General features: G+C 71.9%; 18 protein-coding genes. 5 read left to right on the forward strand and 13 right to left on the reverse strand.

Annotated elements, in window-relative coordinates; all coding sequences use genetic code 11:
• From M4960_RS01835 to ybaK, 9 genes are all read right to left on the reverse strand, one after another.
• A complete protein-coding gene (locus M4960_RS01835; protein WP_111084044.1) occupies positions 1-768 on the reverse strand; it encodes a YebC/PmpR family DNA-binding transcriptional regulator in 768 nt (255 codons plus the stop codon).
• A 141-nt stretch (positions 769-909) separates the two neighbouring features.
• A complete protein-coding gene (gene pdxT, locus M4960_RS01840; protein WP_173168571.1) occupies positions 910-1,521 on the reverse strand; it encodes a pyridoxal 5'-phosphate synthase glutaminase subunit PdxT in 612 nt (203 codons plus the stop codon).
• Positions 1,511-2,431, reverse strand: coding sequence for a pyridoxal 5'-phosphate synthase lyase subunit PdxS (gene pdxS, locus M4960_RS01845; RefSeq protein WP_123292809.1), 921 nt, complete (start codon positions 2,429-2,431; stop codon positions 1,511-1,513). The genes pdxT and pdxS overlap by 11 nt, the downstream gene beginning before the upstream one ends.
• 13 nt (positions 2,432-2,444) lie before the next feature.
• Positions 2,445-3,014, reverse strand: coding sequence for an HIT domain-containing protein (locus M4960_RS01850; protein WP_248703313.1), 570 nt, complete (start codon positions 3,012-3,014; stop codon positions 2,445-2,447).
• Positions 3,014-5,050 (reverse strand): threonine--tRNA ligase, encoded by a 2,037-nt coding sequence (gene thrS, locus M4960_RS01855; RefSeq protein ID WP_374202847.1) that lies wholly within the window; start codon positions 5,048-5,050, stop codon positions 3,014-3,016. The genes M4960_RS01850 and thrS overlap by 1 nt, the downstream gene beginning before the upstream one ends.
• Before the next feature lie 55 nt (positions 5,051-5,105).
• Positions 5,106-5,648 carry an adenine phosphoribosyltransferase gene (locus M4960_RS01860; RefSeq protein WP_248703314.1) on the reverse strand — a complete coding sequence of 181 codons (543 nt, stop codon included), beginning with the start codon at positions 5,646-5,648 and terminating at the stop codon, positions 5,106-5,108.
• Positions 5,649-5,868: 220 nt separating this feature from the next.
• The gene (locus M4960_RS01865) at positions 5,869-6,102 is read right to left on the reverse strand and encodes a hypothetical protein (protein ID WP_123339624.1); all 234 of its coding nucleotides are present in this window, start codon (positions 6,100-6,102) and stop codon (positions 5,869-5,871) included.
• A 649-nt stretch (positions 6,103-6,751) separates the two neighbouring features.
• Positions 6,752-9,421, reverse strand: a complete 2,670-nt coding sequence (locus M4960_RS01870) for an ATP-dependent Clp protease ATP-binding subunit (protein ID WP_173168569.1) — start codon at positions 9,419-9,421, stop codon at positions 6,752-6,754.
• Positions 9,422-9,516: 95 nt separating this feature from the next.
• Positions 9,517-10,002, reverse strand: a complete 486-nt coding sequence (gene ybaK / locus M4960_RS01875; RefSeq protein ID WP_123339622.1) for a Cys-tRNA(Pro) deacylase — start codon at positions 10,000-10,002, stop codon at positions 9,517-9,519.
• 66 nt (positions 10,003-10,068) lie between these two features.
• Between ybaK and M4960_RS01880 the strand changes: the two genes are divergently transcribed.
• Complete coding sequence (locus M4960_RS01880; RefSeq protein WP_173168568.1) at positions 10,069-10,374, forward strand: DUF6412 domain-containing protein; 306 nt, start codon at positions 10,069-10,071, stop codon at positions 10,372-10,374.
• A gap of 63 nt (positions 10,375-10,437) precedes the next feature.
• Positions 10,438-11,181, forward strand: a complete 744-nt coding sequence (locus M4960_RS01885; protein ID WP_173168567.1) for a membrane protein insertase YidC — start codon at positions 10,438-10,440, stop codon at positions 11,179-11,181.
• 27 nt (positions 11,182-11,208) lie between these two features.
• On the opposite strand, the gene M4960_RS01890 is transcribed toward M4960_RS01885, so the two are convergent.
• Positions 11,209-11,424: a hypothetical protein gene (locus M4960_RS01890; protein WP_173168566.1), complete on the reverse strand. Its 216-nt coding sequence runs from the start codon at positions 11,422-11,424 to the stop codon at positions 11,209-11,211.
• Positions 11,425-12,071: 647 nt separating this feature from the next.
• On the opposite strand from M4960_RS01890, the gene M4960_RS01895 reads away from it, so the two are divergent.
• A complete protein-coding gene (locus tag M4960_RS01895; protein ID WP_173168565.1) occupies positions 12,072-12,503 on the forward strand; it encodes a hypothetical protein in 432 nt (143 codons plus the stop codon).
• Between the two features lie 212 nt (positions 12,504-12,715).
• Positions 12,716-14,077 carry an MFS transporter gene (locus M4960_RS01900; protein ID WP_111084056.1) on the forward strand — a complete coding sequence of 454 codons (1,362 nt, stop codon included), beginning with the start codon at positions 12,716-12,718 and terminating at the stop codon, positions 14,075-14,077.
• Between the two features lie 445 nt (positions 14,078-14,522).
• Here the strand turns inward: M4960_RS01900 and M4960_RS01905 are convergent, their stop codons facing one another.
• Both M4960_RS01905 and M4960_RS01910 read right to left on the reverse strand, forming a co-directional pair.
• Positions 14,523-16,604, reverse strand: a complete 2,082-nt coding sequence (locus M4960_RS01905) for a collagen binding domain-containing protein (protein ID WP_248703315.1) — start codon at positions 16,602-16,604, stop codon at positions 14,523-14,525.
• A gap of 116 nt (positions 16,605-16,720) precedes the next feature.
• A complete protein-coding gene (locus M4960_RS01910; protein WP_308221989.1) occupies positions 16,721-17,197 on the reverse strand; it encodes an NUDIX domain-containing protein in 477 nt (158 codons plus the stop codon).
• Between the two features lie 191 nt (positions 17,198-17,388).
• Here M4960_RS01910 and M4960_RS01915 point away from each other — a divergent pair, with 191 nt between their 5' ends.
• Entirely contained in the window at positions 17,389-18,285 is an 897-nt protein-coding gene (locus tag M4960_RS01915; protein WP_248703316.1) for a universal stress protein, read from the forward strand.
• Here M4960_RS01915 and M4960_RS01920 read toward each other — a convergent pair.
• The gene (locus M4960_RS01920) at positions 18,233-19,159 is read right to left on the reverse strand and encodes an SGNH/GDSL hydrolase family protein (RefSeq protein WP_173168562.1); all 927 of its coding nucleotides are present in this window, start codon (positions 19,157-19,159) and stop codon (positions 18,233-18,235) included. The two genes, M4960_RS01915 and M4960_RS01920, sit on opposite strands and share 53 nt — an antisense overlap.
• Positions 19,160-19,248 lie beyond the last annotated feature (89 nt).

The following is a 19,248-nucleotide window of genomic DNA, read 5'->3' on the forward strand; positions in this document are numbered from 1 at the left end:
CTACTCGCCCTCGTCCTCGTCGAGCTCGGCCTGGACGTCCGCCGGCACGTCGAAGTTGGCGTAGACGTTCTGCACGTCGTCGCTGTCCTCGAGCGCGTCGATCAGGCGGAAGACCTTGCGGGCGGTCTCGGCGTCGACCGGCACCTTGAGGCCGGGGACGAACTCGGCGTCGGCCGAGTCGTAGTCGATGCCGGCGTCCTGCAGCGCGGTGCGGGCTGCGACGAGGTCGCTCGCCTCGGTGATGATCTCGAAGCCGCCGCCCTGGTCGATGACGTCCTCGACACCGGCGTCGAGCACGGCGGTCATGACGGTGTCCTCGTCGAGGCCGTCGGTCTTCGTGACCGAGATGACGCCCTTGCGCGAGAAGTTGTAGGCGACGCTGCCCGGGTCGGCCATGGTGCCACCGTTGCGGGACATCGCCGTCCGGACCTCGGCCGCTGCGCGGTTCTTGTTGTCGGTGAGGCACTCGATCAGCATCGCGACGCCGTTCGGGGCGTAGCCCTCGTACATGATCGTCGTGTACTCGATCGACTCACCGGTCAGGCCGGCACCGCGCTTGACGGCGCGGTCGATGTTGTCGTTCGGGACCGAGGTCTTCTTGGCCTTCTGGATCGCGTCGACCAGCGTCGGGTTGCCCGACAGGTCGGCGCCGCCCATCTTCGCGGCGACCTCGATGTTCTTGATGAGCTTGGCGAAGGACTTGGCACGACGGCCGTCGATGACGGCCTTCTTGTGCTTGGTCGTCGCCCACTTGGAATGCCCGGACACGGTTCTCCTTGCGTCTTGCGGAAAGTCGGGGTCAGTTTACCCAGCCGGGAGGCCCGGCGCCCCCCCGCCCCGCCGGTGCGGGCACGCAGGCGGCCGGGCCCAGGGCCCGCGGGCGGTCGTGCCCAGAGCCCGGGGGCCGCGTCAGGCGCTGCGCACCATGGCGAGGAAGCGGCGGTGGAAGCGGTCCTCGCCGGCGACCTCGGGGTGGAACGCACTGGCGAGGACGTTGCCCTGCTGCACCGCGACGACCTGCCCGTCCGCCAGCGCACCGAGGACCTGGACGCCGGGGCCGTGCTGCTCGACCACCGGGGCTCGGATGAAGACCGCGTGCACGGGGGCGTCACCAAGCTCGGGCATCGGGACGTCGACCTCGAACGAGTCGTTCTGGCTGCCGAACGCGTTCCGACGAACCGTGGTGTCGAGCACGTCGAGGGTCTGCTGGCCGCTGATGCCGTCGGTGATCCGCGACGACAGCATGATCATGCCGGCGCACGTGCCGTACGTCGGCAGGCCGTCGCGGATGGCAGCTGCGAGGGGCTCGGCGACGCCGAACGACCGGGACAGCTTGTCCATCACGCTCGACTCGCCGCCGGGGATCACGATGCCGTCGAGCGCCGCGATCTCCTCGGGTCGACGGAGCGGCACCACGTCGGCGCCGAGCTCCGTCAACGAGGCGATGTGCTCGCGGAAGTCACCCTGCAGCGCCAGGACCCCGATGCGGGGCCGGGCACTGCTCGTCGTGCTACCAGCCACGCTCGGCGAGGCGGTGCGGCGCGGGGACGTCGGCGACGTTGATGCCGACCATCGCCTCGCCCAGACCACGCGAGACCTCGGCGATGACCTTGGGGTCGTCGTGGAAGGTGACGGCCTTGACGATCGCCGCGGCACGCTTCGCCGGGTCGCCGGACTTGAAGATGCCGGAGCCGACGAACACGCCGTCCGCGCCGAGCTGCATCATCATCGCGGCGTCGGCCGGGGTGGCGACGCCACCGGCGGTGAAGAGCACGACGGGGAGCTTGCCGGTGCGGGCGACCTCGCGCACGATCTCGAACGGCGCCTGCAGTTCCTTGGCGGCGACGTAGAGCTCGTCTTCCTTGAGGTGGCGCAGCGCCGCGATCTCCTTGTTGATCGTGCGGATGTGCTTCGTGGCCTCGGACACGTCACCCGTGCCGGCCTCGCCCTTGGAACGGATCATCGCAGCGCCCTCGGTGATGCGACGGAGCGCCTCGCCCAGCTCGGTGGCACCGCAGACGAACGGCGTGGTGAAGTTCCACTTGTCGATGTGGTTGACGTAGTCGGCGGGCGAGAGCACCTCGGACTCGTCGATGTAGTCGACGCCGAGCTCCTGCAGGATCTGCGCCTCGACGAAGTGGCCGATGCGGGCCTTCGCCATGACGGGGATCGACACGGCGGCGATGATCTCCTCGATCATCGACGGGTCGGACATGCGGGCCACGCCGCCCTGTGCGCGGATGTCGGCGGGGACACGCTCGAGGGCCATGACCGCGGTGGCGCCGGCTTCTTCCGCGATGCGGGCCTGCTCGGCGTCGACGACGTCCATGATGACGCCGCCCTTGAGCATCTCGGCGAGGCCGCGCTTGACGCGGTCGGAGCCGGTGATCGAGGTGCCAGGGGTGCCGGAGGTGCTGGTGCTGTCGCTCATGATGCCGATCAGTCTAGTCCGCTGCCGGCCAGCCCTCGGCGAGCAGTCGGCGGGTGTCCCCGAGCATCTGGGACATCGACTTCGTCCGCGCGATGATCGGGAAGAAGTTCGCGTCAGACTGCCACCGCGGCACGATGTGCTGGTGCAGGTGTGCGGCGATGCCGGCCCCCGCGACCTCGCCCTGGTTCATGCCGATGTTGAAGCCGTCGCAGTGCGACACGGCGCGCAGGACCCGCATCGCGGTCTGGGTCAGCTCGCCCATCTCGCGGAGCTCGTCCGGCGTGGCCTCGTCGTACAGCGGCACGTGGCGGTACGGGCAGACCAGCAGGTGTCCGTTGTTGTACGGGAACAGGTTGAGGAGCACGTAGGCGTGCTCGCCCCGGGCGACGATGAGGGCGTCCTCGTCGGACTTCCGCGGTGCCTCGCAGAACGGGCAGTCGTCCGCGTGCCCGCGGCCCGTGCCGTCGCGCCCGGCGTCGATGTACGCCATCCGGTGCGGGTTCCACAGGCGCTGGAAGGCATCCGGGACGGCCGCACCGGTGGCGGCGTCCCGGATGACCAGCGGGTCCTGCTCGTCCGTCATCAGACCTGCGCGCGCTCGCGGATCGCCGTCAGGATGCGGTCGACCGCTTCGTCCACGGGCACGGCATTGTCCTGGCGCCCGTCACGGAAGCGGAACGAGACCGCACCGGCGTCGCGGTCGTCACCGCCCGCGATGAGCTGGAACGGCACCTTCGCCTTGGTGTGCGTGCGGATCTTCTTCTGCATGCGGTCGTCCGAGTGGTCGACCTCGGCGCGGACGCCGTGCGACCGGAGCTTCGCGATGACCTCGTCGAGGTAGTCGCCGTACTCAGCCGCGACGGGGATGCCGACGACCTGCACCGGCGACAGCCAGGCCGGGAACGCACCGGCGTAGTGCTCGGTCAGCACGCCGAAGAACCGCTCGATCGAGCCGAACAGCGCGCGGTGGATCATCACCGGGCGCTGGCGGGAGCCGTCGGCCGCGGTGTAGTCGATGCCGAAACGCTCGGGCAGGTTGAAGTCGAGCTGCACGGTCGACATCTGCCAGGTGCGGCCGATGGCGTCGCGGGCCTGCACCGAGATCTTCGGGCCGTAGAACGCGGCGCCGGCCGGGTCCGGCACGAGCTCGAGACCGGACTCCTCGGCGACCTGGCGCAGGGTCTCCGTCGCCACGTCCCAGACCTCGTCGTCACCGACGTACTTCTCCGGGTCCTTCGTCGACAGCTCGAGGTAGAAGTCGTCGAGGCCGTAGTCGCGCAGGAGCGAGAGCACGAACGCGAGGGTCGTGGTCAGCTCCTCCTTCATCTTCTCCTGCGTGGTGAAGATGTGCGCGTCGTCCTGGGTCAGGCCGCGCACGCGGGTGAGGCCGTGGATGACGCCGGACTTCTCGTTGCGGTAGACCGTGCCGAACTCGAACATCCGGAGCGGCAGATCGCGGTACGAACGCGGCTGCGACCGGTACGCCAGGATGTGCATCGGGCAGTTCATCGGCTTGAGGTAGTAGTCGGCGCCCTGACGCGTGACGTTGCCGTCCTCGTCGCGTGCCTCGTCCATGTGCATGGCCGGGAACATGCCGTCCTTGTACCAGCCGAGGTGCCCGGAGGTCTCGAACAGGTCGCCCTTGGTGATGTGGGGCGTGTAGACGAACGAGTAGCCGTTCTCCTCGTGCCGACGGCGCGAGTAGTCCTCCATCTCGCGGCGGATGATGCCGCCCTTCGGGTGGAAGATCGCCAGGCCGGACCCGATCTCGTCGGGGAACGAGAACAGGTCGAGTTCGGCACCGAGCTTGCGGTGGTCGCGCTTGGCGGCTTCCTCGAGACGCACCAGGTACGCCTTGAGCTGGTCCTTGTCAGGCCAGGCGGTGCCGTAGATGCGCTGCAGCTGCGGGTTCTTCTCGGAGCCGCGCCAGTAGGCAGCGGCGACGCGCATGAGCTTCGCGGCGTTGCCGATCCAGCGGGTGTGCGGCACGTGCGGGCCCCGGCAGAGGTCCTGCCAGACGACCTCGCCCGACTTCGGGTCGACGTTCTCGTACACGGTGAGCTCGCCGGCGCCGACCTCGACGCTCTCGCCGGAGGCGCCGTCGGTCGCCGCACCCTTGAGCCCGATGAGCTCCTGCTTGTACGGCTCCCCCGCCATCAGCTCCCGCGCCTGCTCGTCCGAGACGACCACGCGGCGGAAGCGCTGGGCCTGCTTGACGATGCGGTCCATGCCCTTCTCGATGGCCTTGAGGTCCTCGGGGGTGAAGGGCTCGGCGACGTCGAAGTCGTAGTAGAAGCCGTCGGTGACGGGCGGCCCGATGCCGAGCTTGGCCTCGGGGTTGATCTGCTGGACGGCCTGCGCGAGCACGTGCGCGGCCGAGTGACGGAGGATGTCGAGCCCGTCCTGCTCCTGCAGGGTGACGGCCTCGGCGGTCTCGCCGGCGGCGACGTCGGCAGCGAGGTCCTTGAGGACACCGTCGACGCGGATCGCGACGACGCCGCGCTCACCGTCGAAGAGCTCGGTGCCCGTCGTGGTCGTCGTCGCGGTGCGGGGCTCGGGTGCCTGGGGCACGGCTGCGGGCTCGGCGCTCTCCGGCGCTGCGGCGACTGACTCGGTCACGATGATGGGACTCCTCGATCGAAATGGTGCGTCAAGACTAGTGCGCGCGTGGGGCTCAGGCGGGCACGGCGCCGAGCGTCGTGACGGGCAGGCGCGGCTCGAGTCGCTCGCGTCCGTTCAGCCCGTCGAGCTCGAGCAGCGCGGCGAACCCGACCGCCTGGTAGCCCGCGCGTTCGAGCAGCGTGATGGTGGCGGCGCCGGTCCCACCGGTGGCGAGGACGTCGTCGACGACGAGGACCCTGGTGCCCGCGGGGAGCTGGCCCGGACGCAGCTCGAGCTCGGCCTCGCCGTACTCGAGTGCGTACTGCTCGCTGAGGACCTCGCCCGGCAGCTTGCCGGCCTTGCGCACGGTGAGCACGCCCACCTGGTGCTGCGCGGCGATCCCGCCGCCGAGGGCGAAGCCCCGTGCCTCGATGCCGGCGACGGCGTCGAACCCGGCACCGACCGCGAAGGGCGCGGCGAGTGCCTCGCACACGCGGCCGAACGCGACGGCGTCCGAGAACACCGGCGTCACGTCGCGGAACAGCACCCCCGGCTTCGGGAAGTCCGGGACGACGGCGGTCAGGCGTTCGACGAGTGCAGCTGCGGTTTCGGTCACCCGCCAACGGTACGGGAGGCCCGGGGTGCGTCCGACACGTCGGCGCACGGTGCGGGCTCGGTCGCGCCGTGCTGGGTCGTCGGTGCGGCGCACTGTGCGGGTTGCGTCGGCCGGTGCGCCGGCGGTGGCTCGGTGCGGGGCTAATCCCTCGCACCGAGCCACCAAGCGGGCACGGGACGGCGACGGTCGCACGGTGCGACGGTCGCGTGTCCGATCCGGCTCAGCGCCAGGCGCGCATGAGTGCGGCCTGCAGGAGCAGGTCGTTCTCGCGCTGCTGCCGCTCGCGGTCGAGTTGCAGCCGTGTTGCGTGGTCGATCACCGGACGGACCCGGCGGGTCCGCCGGCTCCAGATGATGAGCGACATGCCGATGCGCAGCGCGATGCGGTCGGTGAGGGAGACCCGGTGGCGCGCTGCGCGGGTATCGGGAGGACGGGTGGCGGTCTTCGATGACACGGTGATCCCTTTCAGGGCATGACGGAGTTGCCCGGCACACGGGCAGGAGTGGACTGCCCGGAACACGGGCAGGTCAAAATGAATGCGTGAGAATGCATTCCGCGGTCACCGGAGGAATGTCCGACGACGCGGTACTGAATGACTTCCGGTACCGAGAGCGTCGCACCGACCGCCGACATTCTCCGGCGACGATCGACGCAGTCCGATCGCGTGCGCGGAGCACACGGGTCGGGACCGATCGGCGATCGACGGAGCCGGTTCGACGCGAGCCAGAACGGCTCAGCGCGAGGTGTCAGGCGACGGACTCGTCACGAGACGAGGATCGAACGACACAGATGTCGGCAGAAGGCGGAACGCTCCGGGTCAGCGGACGCGGAGCGGGGTGCCGACGCGTCCACGGATTCCACGGAACGGAGTGGTTGCGGTGATCATCATGGTCGGCCCCCTTTCGGTCTCGAGCTGTCGGAGTCGTCCCCCGGCTGCACTGCAGCGGTTCGCGACGAGTGAACACTATCGGCCCCGCAATTCGCAGCGCAACCCCTTTCTCCGATTTCTCCGGAATTGCATTCCCGAACACCACGCTGTCGTACCCGGACGCCACGAAGGCCCGGTACCGAATCGGTACCGGGCCTTCGTGGGCGAACGGCTGCTACAGCGCCGCGGGTTCCACCACCGCTGCCGTCAGCACGTCGTCGACGACGTCGATCCGCACGGTGTCCCCGGCGGTCACGCCACCGTCGACCACGAGCGTCGCGATGCGGTCGTCGACCTCGCGCTGGATGAGCCGGCGGAGCGGACGCGCGCCGTACTCGGGCTCGTACCCGTGCTCGGCGAGCCAGTCGACCGCGGCGTCGGACACGGAGAGCACCATGTCCTGCGCGACGAGCCGCAGCGCCGTGTCCTGCAGCAGCAGTGACACGATCGACGTGATCTGCGACCGGTCGAGCTTGCGGAAGAGCACGATCTCGTCGATGCGGTTGATGAACTCCGGCCGCATGGCCTCGCGGAGCTTGCCCATCACCCGGGCGCGGAGGTCGTCCTCGCCGTACCCGTCAGTGGAACCCACGGGCGCGAAGCCGAGGGCGCCCGACCGCGAGGCCAGGAACTCCGAGCCGATGTTCGACGTCATGATCACGACCGTGTTCCGGAAGTCCACCGTGCGCCCCTGGCCGTCGGTCAGTCGACCGTCGTCCAGCACCTGCAGCAGCAGGTTGAACACGTCGGGGTGCGCCTTCTCGACCTCGTCGAGCAGGATCACCGAGTACGGGTTCCGGCGCACGCGTTCGGTGAGCTGCCCGGCCTCGTCGTAGCCGACGTACCCGGGAGGCGCCCCGACCAGCCGCGAGACGGTGTGCCGCTCGCCGAACTCGCTCATGTCGAAGCGGAGCATGGCGGACTCGTCACCGAACAGCGACGACGCCAGGGCCTTCGCCAGTTCGGTCTTGCCGACGCCGGTCGGGCCGAGGAACAGGAAGCTGCCGACCGGACGACGCTGGTCGCCCATGCCGGTGCGGCTGCGTCGGACGGCCTTCGCGATCGCCGCGACGGCGTCGTCCTGTCCGACGACGCGCCCGTGCAGTTCCTGCTCGAGCACGGCGAGCCGTGAGCGGTCGCCCTGGGTCAGGCGCGTCGCCGGGATGCCCGTGGCGCGTGACACCACACCGGCGATGTCGCGTTCCGTGATCGAGGTGCCCACGGATTCCGGACGGGTGGGCCCACGCCGCCGGTCCCGCGGCGACGCGTCAGCGGCGTCGCGGCCGTGCCGGTGGGGAGCGCGGGGAGCGTCCGCCGACGTGGCGGCGGCGATCCGGGCCTCCAGTCCGACCGTCTCGTCGCGCAGGCGCGACGCCTCTTCGTACAGTTCCTCGGCGACCGCGCGGTCCTTCTCGGCCAGCAGCTCGGCGACCTGGTCGCGGAGGGCCTCGACGTCGACGTCGCCCGAACGGGCGAGCCGGCGCCGTGCACCGGCCTGGTCGATGAGGTCGATGGCCTTGTCCGGCAGGTGCCGGTCGGTGACGTAGCGGTGCGAGAGCTCGACGGCGGCGCGCAGCGACTCCGGCGTGTAGACGACGCCGTGGTGCTCCTCGTACCGGGGTGCGAGGCCGGTCAGGATCGCGACGGCGTCCTCGACGCTCGGCTCCCCGACCGTGACCGGCTGGAAGCGACGCTCGAGTGCGGCGTCCTTCTCGATCCGGCGGTACTCGTTCAGGGTGGTCGCGCCGACCAGGTGCAGGTCGCCGCGGGCGAGCCGGGGCTTGAGGATGTTGCCGGCGTCCATCGAGCCGCCCTCACCGCCACCACCGGCGCCGACGACGGTGTGGAGCTCGTCGACGAAGACGATGAGCTCGTCGGCGTGTGCCGCGATCTCGTCCATGGCCTTCGTCAGGCGCTCCTCGAAGTCGCCGCGGTACCGGGTGCCGGCGAGCATGCCGGGCAGGTCGAGGGCGACGACGCGCTTGCCCTGCAACAGGGTGGGGACCTCGCCGTCGACGATTCGCTGGGCGAGTCCCTCGACGATGGCGGTCTTGCCGACGCCGGGCTCGCCGATCAGGACGGGGTTGTTCTTGGTGCGACGGAGCAGGATCTCGACCGCCTGCTCGATCTCCTCGGCGCGACCGATGACGGGGTCGATGCGACCGTCACGGGCCCGCGCGGTGAGGTCGGTACCGAACTGGTCGAGGGTCGGGGTGTCGCTGACGGAACCGGACTCGTCCGTTCCGGTCGTTGCACTGGTTCCGGGCATGGGGCGCCCCTCTCGTGCTGCTGCCGCCGCCTGCTGGGCGTAGTCCTGCATGGCCTGCGGGGTGACACCGGCGCTGGCGAGCAGCTGCCCGGTGACGGTCTCCTGGTCGGTCACGAGCGCGAAGAAGACGTGCTCGGGGTCGGTGTAGGTGCTGCCGAAGCCCCGTGCGGCCTGGGTGGCCTCGACGAGGATGCGCTGCGCCGTGCCGGTCAGGGCCGGGCGGCCGGTCTGCTCGGGCTGCGGCTCGCGGGCCATCGGCAGGCGCTGCTCGATCTCGGCGGCGAGGCGCTCGGGGTCGACCCCGGCGGAACGGACGACGGCGTCGAACGGCTCGGTGCGGACGAGCACGTGCAGCAGGTGCAGCGCGTCGAGCTCGTGCTGCCCCTGCGACACCGCGTACTCGGCGGTGTGCTGGAGCAGCTCGTGGGTACGGCGGCTGAGGAGCCGCGTGATGTCCACCGGTCGGCCGAACGCACGGGGGCGCTGCGGGTCACCGGTGTTCTGCGCCGCGAGGAGGCGGGCGAGGAACTCGTCGAACGAGTCACTGCTGCCGGTCGGGCCGAACGTCTCTGGCAAAGGGACCTCCTGGGAACTTGAGTGCCTTTGACTCAATGCAACGCAGGAGTGCCGGGGTCATTCCCGGCCACCGGAGAAACTTGCGGCGACCCGACTCAGGTCCGCGCGATCGCTGCCGAGATGGCGTCGGTGACCCGCGCGAGGTCGGCCGGAGCCACCTCGATGTCGAACCCGCGGCGCCCGCCGGAGACGAAGATGCTGTCGTACGCCAAGGCCGACTCGTCGAGCACGGTCCGGATCCGGGACTTCTGGCCGACCGGGCTGATCCCGCCGACGACGTACCCGGTGCGCTTCTCGGCGAGGGCCGGATCGGCCAGCGTCGCCTTCTTGCCCCCGACCGCCGCCGCGATGGCCTTGAGGTCGAGCCGGTTCGCCACCGGCACGATCGCCACCGCCAGTGCGCCGTCGACCGAGACGACCAGGGTCTTGAAGACCTGCTCCTCGCGGAGGCCGAGTGCGGCGGCGGCCTCCTCGCCGAAGTTCGTGGCGCTCTCGTGATGGTCGTACACGTGCGGCGTGTACGACACCCCGGCTCGGTCGAGCGCGACGGTCGCTGGGGTGCTCGGCGAACCTGCGGTCATGCGGCGATCCTCTCCCGCGCTGCCGTCCTGTCCGTGGCGGCACGCGGGCGTTACGCTGAACCGACCATGACCGTCGCCCTGCTGATCCTCCGCGCCGCCGCCGCGCTGCTGCTCGGGGCGCCCGCGATCGGCGACCCCGCGGCCGGCGTCCTGCCGCTGCTGGCAGTGGCCGCGCTCGGCCTGACGGCCGTCGCCGTGGCGGTCGTCGTCGCGCAGGTCATCGCCACGGTGCTGGCGGCGGTCCTCGGGCTGCGGTCGACGGGCGTCGAACACGCTGCGGTACCGGACCTGGTCACCCGCATCGCGTGGAGCCACCCCGATGCCGACGGGCACGTCCGATCGCGTGCTCCGGGAGTCGTCGCCCCGGCCTGACCACCGACCGGTGGCCGGGCCCCTCGCGACCCCTCCTGCGAACCACCACCGATCGGAACCGTCATGGACCTGTCCACCCTGCCCCTCGTCGGCCCGCTGCTGCACGGTGGCGCGGACCTCGTCGCCGCCCTGACCGCGGCGCTCTCCCCCACCATGGGCTCGTTCGCCGCGGCGATCGCCGTCGTGCTCCTGACCCTGGCCGTCCGGGCCGTGCTCGTGCCGCTGTCCGTCCTGCAGGTCCGAGCGGAGCGCGACCGACGTCGGCTCGCGCCGCAGCTCGCCGCCCTGCGGAAGCGCCACGGGAAGAACGCCGAGCAGCTGCAGCGCGCCGTCCAGCAGCTCTACACGAACGAGAAGGTCTCACCCCTGGCCGGCTGCCTACCCGTCCTCGCGCAGGCTCCGGTGCTGTCCCTCGTCTACGCCCTGTTCACGCATGCGTCGATCGGCGGCACGGTCAACGCCCTGCTCGAGGCCACCCTGGTCGGGGTCCCGCTCGGGCACTCACTCGTCGTCACGCTCACGTCGCCGCTCTGGGTGCACGCCTGGGTCGTCGTCCTGCTGCTGGCCGTGCTCGCCGTCGTCGTGGAGCTCAGCCGTCGCGCGAACCTGCGCTGGAACCCGGTGCCGACGCCCGAGCCGGGCGCGCAGGTGCCCGGTGCGGCAGCGACCGCCGCCATCGGGCGGTTCGCCCCGTTCATCACGGTCGTGTTCGCCGCGATCGCCCCGCTCGCCGCCGCGCTGTACGTCGTGACGAGTGCCGCGTGGACGGCGGGTGAGCGAGCCGTGCTGCGCCGGGTGATCCGGTAGCGCGGGCGCGTGGCGTCGGGCCCGGCGTCAGCCGCCCTGGCCCTCCTGCTGCGGCCCCTGGTCCACCGGGTCGTACTCGGTGCCGCGACCCTGCTCCTCGTCGGCGGTCGGCACGTGGCGCTCCGTGCCGGTCCCACCGGGGCTCGTCGCCACGTAGTCGGCCTCGCCGGACTGGGAGTCGTGGCTCAGCGGCTCGAGGGTCTCCGGGTCAGCGTCCTGCCGCGGTTCGGGTTCGGTGCTCATGCGTCACGCCTACTCCCCTCGTTCTGGGTGCGCGCCGCCGCCCCGGCAGTGCCACGATGAAGGGAGTCCACGCGACCGGCAGATCGGGAGTGCGCATGGCCCACGACGACGTGGCAGCGGAACGGGCACGGCTCGAGGCCGTCGCCTGGGGAGCGGCATCGCGCCCCGCCGACGCGGCGCGCGCCCGGATCGCGCTGCAGGACCTGGCGAGCGGGCGGCGGCCGGGTGGACGGCGAGCGGTCGCGGGAGTCGCCTCCGACACGGGGCCCGACGGGCGGCCGGGAGGCACGGCCCCGGCCAGCGGGCAGGTCGCGTCCCCGGAACGGTCGGCTCCACTGCCCGGCTCGTCGCCGGAACCGACGGCTCCACCGTCCGTGCCATCGCCGGGGCGGTCGGTCCCGGAGCGCGCGACGGTTGCTGCCGAGCCGGATCCGTCCGTGCAACCGGATGCCTCCCTGAGACCGGAAGCCGGATCCTGGGCGGCGACCGAAGCCCGAGAACCCGGCCGTCCCGATGACGCGGGTGACGATGTCGGGGGTGAGCCGGGCCTCCCGGTCGGACCGACGCGACGGTCCCGGTGGCGCACGCTGCTCTGGACGGAGCGGCCACGCGTCTGGATCGCGCTCGGCGCGGCAGCGGCGGTCGGGGTGGCGTTCGCCGCCGGCACCGTCGTCGGGCCCGTGCGCGGCGACGTCGCAGCGGCACCGAGCGTCACGCCGACGGCGGGCACGGTCACGCTCGAGCAGCTGCTCGACGTGCCGCAGACCTACGCCGACCAGCTGCCGGGTCCGGTGGAGGCACCTGTGAGCCTGCACTCCACGCGGCTCGTGTTCACGAACCGGGCGTTGGACGGCGGCTCGTTCGACACGCCGTGGGCCGTCTGGGCCGGGGTCGGCACGGACCGGTCGACGATCTGCCTGGTGGCGACGGCGAACCGGATCGAGTCGTCGACGGCGTGCTTCCCGCGCGAGGCGGCACTGCACGGCTCGGTGTCGATGTCGGCGCAGTCGATGAGCGGGACGTTGACGATCGCGCTCCGGGGTGGCGGCGTGCAGGGTCGGGTGACGAACGAGAACTGAGGGCGCGGATTGTTGGAGCGCTCCGAGAATCTCCGCTGACCCCCTCGCGGGCTGCGGTCCATCGTGCAACACTGGATGAGCGCACTCGCCGTGGAGTCGTACCCACATCACCCACATCCACAGCGAGCGTGCCCCGCAGACCTCCCGGTCATCGTCGTTCCCCCGAACGGCACCGTCGCGCGCTCGCCCGTGCCCCGGAGGAGGTCAGCAGCGTGTCCACCAACACCACCACCTCGGCCGTGTCGACGAACACGCGGCCGATCACCGTCACCACCCAGTCCATCGTCGGCATCGCCGTCCTCGGGCTGGCGACGTTCTTCGCCATCACCACCGAGCTCATGCCCGTCGGGCTGCTCGGCACGATGAGCGCCGACCTCGGTGTGTCCGAGGCCACCATGGGCATCGTCGTCACCGTGTACGCGGGCGCCGTGGCACTCCTGGCGCTCCCGCTCACCGCCTTCACCGCGAAGCTCCCCCGCAAGGCCGTGCTCGTGTCGACGCTCGTCGGCTACACGGTGTCGAACCTCATGATCGCGTTCGCACCGTCGTTCGCCGTCGTCTGCGCCGGCCGGGTCGTCGGCGGCATCGCGCACGCGCTGTTCTTCTCGGTCGCCTCGGCGTACGCCACCCGGATCGTGCCGCCGCGCCTGGCCGGTCGCGCCATCGCGTTCGTGTACTCGGGCAGCTCGCTCGGGTTCGTGCTCGGCGTGCCCGTCGCCACCTGGGTCGCGCAGCACATCGGCTGGCGCCCCGCCGTGTTCTCGATCGGTGTCGCCGCCGCCGTGCTCGCCGCCGTGGCACTGCTGTTCCTGCCCGCCGTCAGTGGTGCCTCGTCGCCGCACATCGGGTCCCCGAAAGCATGGGCGCGCACCGGGCTGCTGTCCGTCGTGATCGCCGACCTGCTCCTGTTCGCCGGGCACTACGTCGTCTACACCTACGTCGGGCCGTACGCGATCGACGCCGGACTCGACGCCTCGATGGTGAGCGGTGCGCTGCTCGTCCTGGGCGGCACCGGGGTGATCGGCCTCTGGCTCGCGGGCATGTTCGTCGACCGGGCGCCCCGGCAGACCCTCATCGCCGCCGTCGCCGTGATGGCCGTCGCGTTCGCCGCGATGCCGTTCGTGCACGGCTCCCTGGTCGGCACGATGGTCGTCGCCGGCGTGTGGATGGCCGCGAACGGCACGACGGGCACGCTCTTCATGGCGGCCGCGATCCGCTCCGGAGGCGTCTCCCCCGACATCGCCGGTGCGCTCATCAACGGTGCGTCGAACATCGGCATCGCCGGCGGTGCAGCCATCGGTGGGCAGGCGCTCGGGATCGTCGGGCTGCAGTACCTGCCGTTCGCCGGTGGTGCGGTGCTGCTCGGGTCGCTCGGGGTCGTCGTGCTGGCGCGTCGGGGCTTCCCGGTGCACACGGTCGGGCAGGAGCACCTGTCGACGTCGTCGATCGAGGCGATCACGTCCTCGCTCGCGGTGGTCACCACGTCGGTGCCCGTCGTCGGTCGGGCGATCCAGACCCTGACGGGCTCGGTCGCGACGGTCACGGGCTCGCACCGCACGCACCGCACGCAGTAGCGCGGCGCGCGGGCGGCGCGGCGTCGGGTGGCGTCGGGTGGCGTCGTCGTCGTCCTCGGCCTCGCGCTGCGCCGAGGTTCCGAAATCTCGGCATCTCGGCGGTCCTGGCGGCGATCCGTGGAACCTCGGCGGTGCAGCGGCGGCATGTCGTGGACCCTCGGCGTCGAGGTCCGGGCGTGGCGTCGTCGCGGCGGCGTGTGGCGGCGTGTGGCGGCGTGTGGCGAGGGGCCGCGGCGACATGCCATGCGCGCGGCGTCGAGGTTCCACGAACTGCCGTTCGCGTTGCGCTGAGGTTCCACGAACTGCCGTTCGGGACGCCGAGATGGGCAGATTTCGGAACCTCGGGGGTGGGGCGGCGGCGTTTCGTGGGGCGGCGGCGTGGCGTGCAGCAACACGACGAAGGGCGGGCCGGCATCGCGCCGGGCCCGCCCCTCGTCGTGACCGATCAGTCCTGCAGGTGGCTCCGGCGACGGTTGCGCACCGCGCGGAAGGTCAGCAGCGCCGCACCGAGCAGCACGAGCACCCCGGCCGCGATGAGCCCGGGCTTCAGGTCCGCACCGGTGTAGGCCAGCGGCCCGCCGTTGCCGACGTCACCCGAACCGGCGGCCGGCGCGTTGCCCGAGCCTCCGGCAGCCGGCACGGTCGGCACCGCGGTCGGCGAGTTGCTCGGCGTCGGTGCACTGGGCGACGGCGACGGAACCGGGGTCACCGCGGCCTCGACCACGAAGGCGAGCGGGGTCGCTGCGCCGTCCTCGGGCGTGACTACGGTCACCGGAGTGGCGCCGTCGACGTCGACCGTGATCGTGTACTCGGTCGTCGGCTGCAGGTCGACCAGGTCGAACACGCCGTCGGAGTCGGTGGCCACGGTCACCGGCGGGCCGGCCTCCGGGTCGGTCGGCGTCGCGACGACGTCCACGCCGGCGACCGGGTCGCCGTTCGTGTCCGCAACGGTGCCGGGCTGGTCGGTCGTGATGACCTCGGGCGCGGCGGCCGACGTGAACGGCAGGTCCGACGTCACGCTGGTGCCGGCGACCGCGGCGATACCGGTGTTCGCGGTGTCACCGGTGGCACCCGCGGCGGGGACCACCGTGCGGACCGTGTAGGTACCCGCAGACGTGGCGAAGGTGTAGCGACCGTCGGCGTCGGTGGTGTCCGATCCGACGACGGCGCCGCTCTCGTCGAGGAGCTCGACGACCACGCCGGCGGGCACGGGCGTGCCGTCGAGCGACACGACGCCGGTCACGGTGGCGATCACGGCGGGCGGCGCCACGATCGGCTCGGGCTCGACCGGTGCTGCATCGGCGTCACCGGTGGTGATCGACACGGGCGGCTCGTCGGCGACGGAGACGTCCAGCTCGGTGCCGGCGGGCAGGTCGGAACCGGTGTACACACCGTCGCTGTTCGTCGTGGTGTCGACCAGCGTGTCGCCGGTGTCCGGGTCGGTGATGACGACCGGGATGTTCGAGACCGGGTTGCCGTCGTCGTCGGTCACCGTCCCGATCACCGCGACGGTCTCCGGTGGCGATGTGAACGCGAAGTCGGCGACCCCGTCGACGCCGCCTGGGGTGCCGTCAACAGCGAGCGACACGCGCTGCGGCTGCTCCGGACCGTCAGCACCCGCCGGCGGGGTGACCTCGACGCGGTAGTTCGCGATCACCGGCAACTGCGGGAACACGTAGTTGCCATCGGCGTCGGTGGTCGTCGTGTACACGGTGCCGCGCGGTGCGGTCACGGTGACGGTGGCTCCCGGGATCGGGGTGCCGTCGAGGGTCGCGGTGCCGCTGATCGCCGCGGTGCGGTTGGCGAACCAGGTCTGGTACACCGGGAACCCGCTGCGCTGCTGGTACGTGATGGTCAGGCTCGTCAGCGACGCGGTCGGGGTGAACCAGGCCGAGGCGCCCGCGGTGTCCGACGCGGCGGCGTTGCCGGTCAGCGTGCGGGTGGCGGCGTCCCAGGTCGGCTGGTCCTGACCGGTCGTGCCGTCCGGATCCGGCGAGCAGGACCATCCGGCAGGGCTGGATGCCGAGCACGAGTTGTAGGAGCCCTGGTACCCGAGCTGCTCGGCGGTCGCGGCACCGCCGCCGGCCACCGTGGCCGAGATCGTCGCCTGGTCGGCGTCGATGTCCCCGAGGACGAACGACCAGCTCTGCGCGCCGGGCGTCGCGCCGTCGAACGTGTAGGTGGTGGTCGAGGCCGAGTCCCCGTTGGGACGATCAGCCTGCGGCCGCTGGTTCATGTACGTCTGCGCACGACTCGTGCCGTAGACCCCACCGACCGGCGTCCCCGCCGACTGCCACGTCGATGCACCGCTGATCACGGTCGACTGCCGCGAGTTCGAGGTGAACGTCGTGGCGGGGAACCCGGGCAACGTCATCGTGCCCGTGTACGCCTTCGACGCCCCGCTCAGGGTGAACGTGCCCCAGTTGCCCGCGGGCTCCGCCGAGGCGCTCGTCGCGCCGCCGATCGCGAGTCCTGCTCCGAGTGCGAGGGCGGTGAACCCTGCTGTGACCGTGCGCCAGCGCCGCATGTGTACTCCCCTGGTGGTCGCGCCGGCCCGCCCGACACCCGGTCAGGTTATCCACGCCCCCGTGACCCTGTCCGGACCGTCACCCGATCGTGACTCACCCGCAACGGGCGATGCGCTCACCCGGCCGGATCCGGCCCGTCGAGCAGCACGAGCAGCGCGTCCACCGCGGCGACCTGGCCCGCGACGAGCAGCTCCCGCGCCTCGGCGACCGGCACCCACCGGGCGTCGTCGACCTCCGGCACGTCGACGAACCGTCCTGAACCGCGTGGCAGCTCGAGCCGGACGGTGTTGCTCCGCACGACGGCGACCTCGAACGCCGGGGCCGGGGCGGCGAACACCCGCACGCGCTTGCCCGAGGCCTGCCGGAACTCGCCCAGGTCCGTGACGTCGTCGGCGGCCACGGGTGCGGGGACCCCGATCTCCTCACCGAACTCACGCACGGCAGTCTCGAGCGCGTCCTCGCCGGCTTCGACGAGTCCCTTCGGGATCGACCAGGCACGTGGCCGGTTCCGCCAGAACGGCCCGCCCATGTGCGCGACGAAGACCTCCGGCCCGGCCGGACCGGTCCGGTGCAGCAACAGTCCGGCGCTCACCACCACGCCTGCGAGACTACGCGGCGTCGTACGGGAGGCCCGGCCCACGTCCGGCGCTCGCGGTCACCGCCGCGCACGGCCGGTTCCACCGCTGCGCACGGCCGGTTCCACCGCCCCCGACCGGAGTACCGTGTGGCGCACGGAGCGCCAGGTGACGCCCCCGAAGCCTGCGACGGAGGAGGCCGATCGGGATGGACGAGCGATGGACGACGGTGACGTTGGCCGCCGATGCGGCGATGCCCCACGACGAGGCCCTGCGGTGGATCGTGGCCCGCGCCGACGCCGATGTCGAGCGGCTGCGGATCATCGGCGCCGACCACGCGTTGGAGGGCCGGACTCCGGTCGCCGACCAGCTCGCCGAGGCCGCGCGGACCGCCCTGCCCGGTGTGGCGGTCGAGGTGCACCGGCACGCGGGTCCGTTCGCCGCAGCCCTGGTCGAGGAGTCGGACGGCGGTGACCTGCTCGTGATCGGGAGCTTCCGCCACCGGCGCGGATCGACGGCCGGCGGTGACCCGGCGCGGGTCGCCGAGCGTGCTGCCGTCCCGACCGTGGTCGTGCCGGAGGGTCCGCACCCGATCGACGGTGACGTGGTGCTCGCGGTGGAGGACCCGATCGACGAACGTGCGGTGTCGATCGCCGTCGACGAGGCCGTCCGGCGGAACCGACGGCTGACGCTGCTGCGCGCGTGGGAGATGCCCGTGCTCACCCGGACCGGGCTGACCGACTTCGCCGAGGACCCGCTCCGGTGGCGTACGAGCAACGCCGAGCTGCTGCAGCGGGTGACGTCCGTGCTGGCCGCACGGTACCCGTCGCTCCGCATCCGTCCGCTGCTGGTCGAGGGCCACCCGGGTCACGCCATCGCGTCGCACACCCGCCGGGCGTCGTTGGTGGTGCTCGGCCGCGGCCACGTGCGCGCGCTCTCGGGCTCGTTGCTCCACGACGTCGTGCGCGAGACCGCCGCCCCGGTCTGCGTGGTCCCGCCGGCGGCGCACCCGGACAGCCGAGCGGCCACGGCGACCGAGACCGCCGGTGGGATCAGCCGGCGAGGGCGCGGATCGCGGCGGCCATCCGCGCGGTCAGGTACGTGACGCCGCGCTCGTTCGGGTGCAGGGCGCCGGCCTTCAGGTCGATCTTCCGCAGGTCGCCGGAACCGGTGAGCGTCACCCCGGCCACGTAGCGCTTCGACGCGGCGCACGGCGAGTGGTCCTGTGTGCTCGCGAAGACGTCGACGAACCGCACCCCGGCGGCGGCGGCAGCGGACCGGGAGACCTCGTTGAGCTCGTCCTGGACACCGTGCAGGTACTCGACGTCGGTGTCCGTGAACGGGTAGGTGTCCGACGGGAACGAGCCCGCCAGGGTGCCGAGGTCGAGTGCAGACCGGAAGCAGCCCTTCGCGGGGGTGTCCTCGGCGTCCGGGAAGATCGCCGGGTACCCGAGGAACACGACGACGGCGTTCGGGGCGGCCCGCTGCACCGCGCCGAGGGTGTCGGCGATGCCGAGGGCCACGCGCGACTGGATCTTCACGGCGAGCTGGTCGACGCCGTCCTGCACCAGGGTGCTCTCGCACGACGGGGCGTCGCGGCCCGAGAACACCGGGCCGCTCGCGGAGATCGCCAGGCACGAGGCCGCCGTGCCGAACAGGTCCGCGTCGTTGCCGCCGATCGTCAGGGTCACCAGTCGGGTGCGGTCGGACAACGACTCGATCTGGGGTGGGACGCCCTTGAACTGGTGGCCCATGGTGACGTCGGCGCTCGTGGCGCCGGCGCACGTGACGTCGGTCAGGGCGAGCCCGAACTGCGCCGCGAGCCGGTGCGGGTAGTCGCGCGCCGACTGCACGCAGGCGTTCGTCGGCAGCCCGGTGCGGTCCCCCAGGCCGTACCCGGCCGAGTAGGAGTCGCCGAGCGCCACGTACTCACTGCCCGGCGGGACCGCGTCGAGCGTCTCGGTGGGGTCGGCGGTCACGGGGTACGGCTCGGGCACCGGCCACATCGGCGCCGCGGAGGCCGGCGGCGCGCCGACGGACCCGCCGAGGCCCGCCGCCACGAGACAGA

Origin of the sequence: Curtobacterium sp. MWU13-2055 (assembly GCF_023242305.1) — a bacterium.
Classification (GTDB): Bacteria; Actinomycetota; Actinomycetes; order Actinomycetales; family Microbacteriaceae; genus Curtobacterium.

Excerpts from the sequence above, each read along its gene's own strand:
- pdxS (WP_123292809.1), bottom strand. The coding sequence starts at position 2,431 with ATGAGCGACAGCACCAGCACCTCCGGCACCCCTGGCACCTCGATCACC.
- M4960_RS01850 (WP_248703313.1), bottom strand. The coding sequence starts at position 3,014 with ATGACGGACGAGCAGGACCCGCTGGTCATCCGGGACGCCGCCACCGGT.
- ybaK (WP_123339622.1), bottom strand. The coding sequence starts at position 10,002 with ATGACCGCAGGTTCGCCGAGCACCCCAGCGACCGTCGCGCTCGACCGA.
- M4960_RS01880 (WP_173168568.1), top strand. The coding sequence starts at position 10,069 with ATGACCGTCGCCCTGCTGATCCTCCGCGCCGCCGCCGCGCTGCTGCTC.
- M4960_RS01885 (WP_173168567.1), top strand. The coding sequence starts at position 10,438 with ATGGACCTGTCCACCCTGCCCCTCGTCGGCCCGCTGCTGCACGGTGGC.
- M4960_RS01890 (WP_173168566.1), bottom strand. The coding sequence starts at position 11,424 with ATGAGCACCGAACCCGAACCGCGGCAGGACGCTGACCCGGAGACCCTC.
- M4960_RS01905 (WP_248703315.1), bottom strand. The coding sequence starts at position 16,604 with ATGCGGCGCTGGCGCACGGTCACAGCAGGGTTCACCGCCCTCGCACTC.
- M4960_RS01915 (WP_248703316.1), top strand. The coding sequence starts at position 17,389 with ATGGACGAGCGATGGACGACGGTGACGTTGGCCGCCGATGCGGCGATG.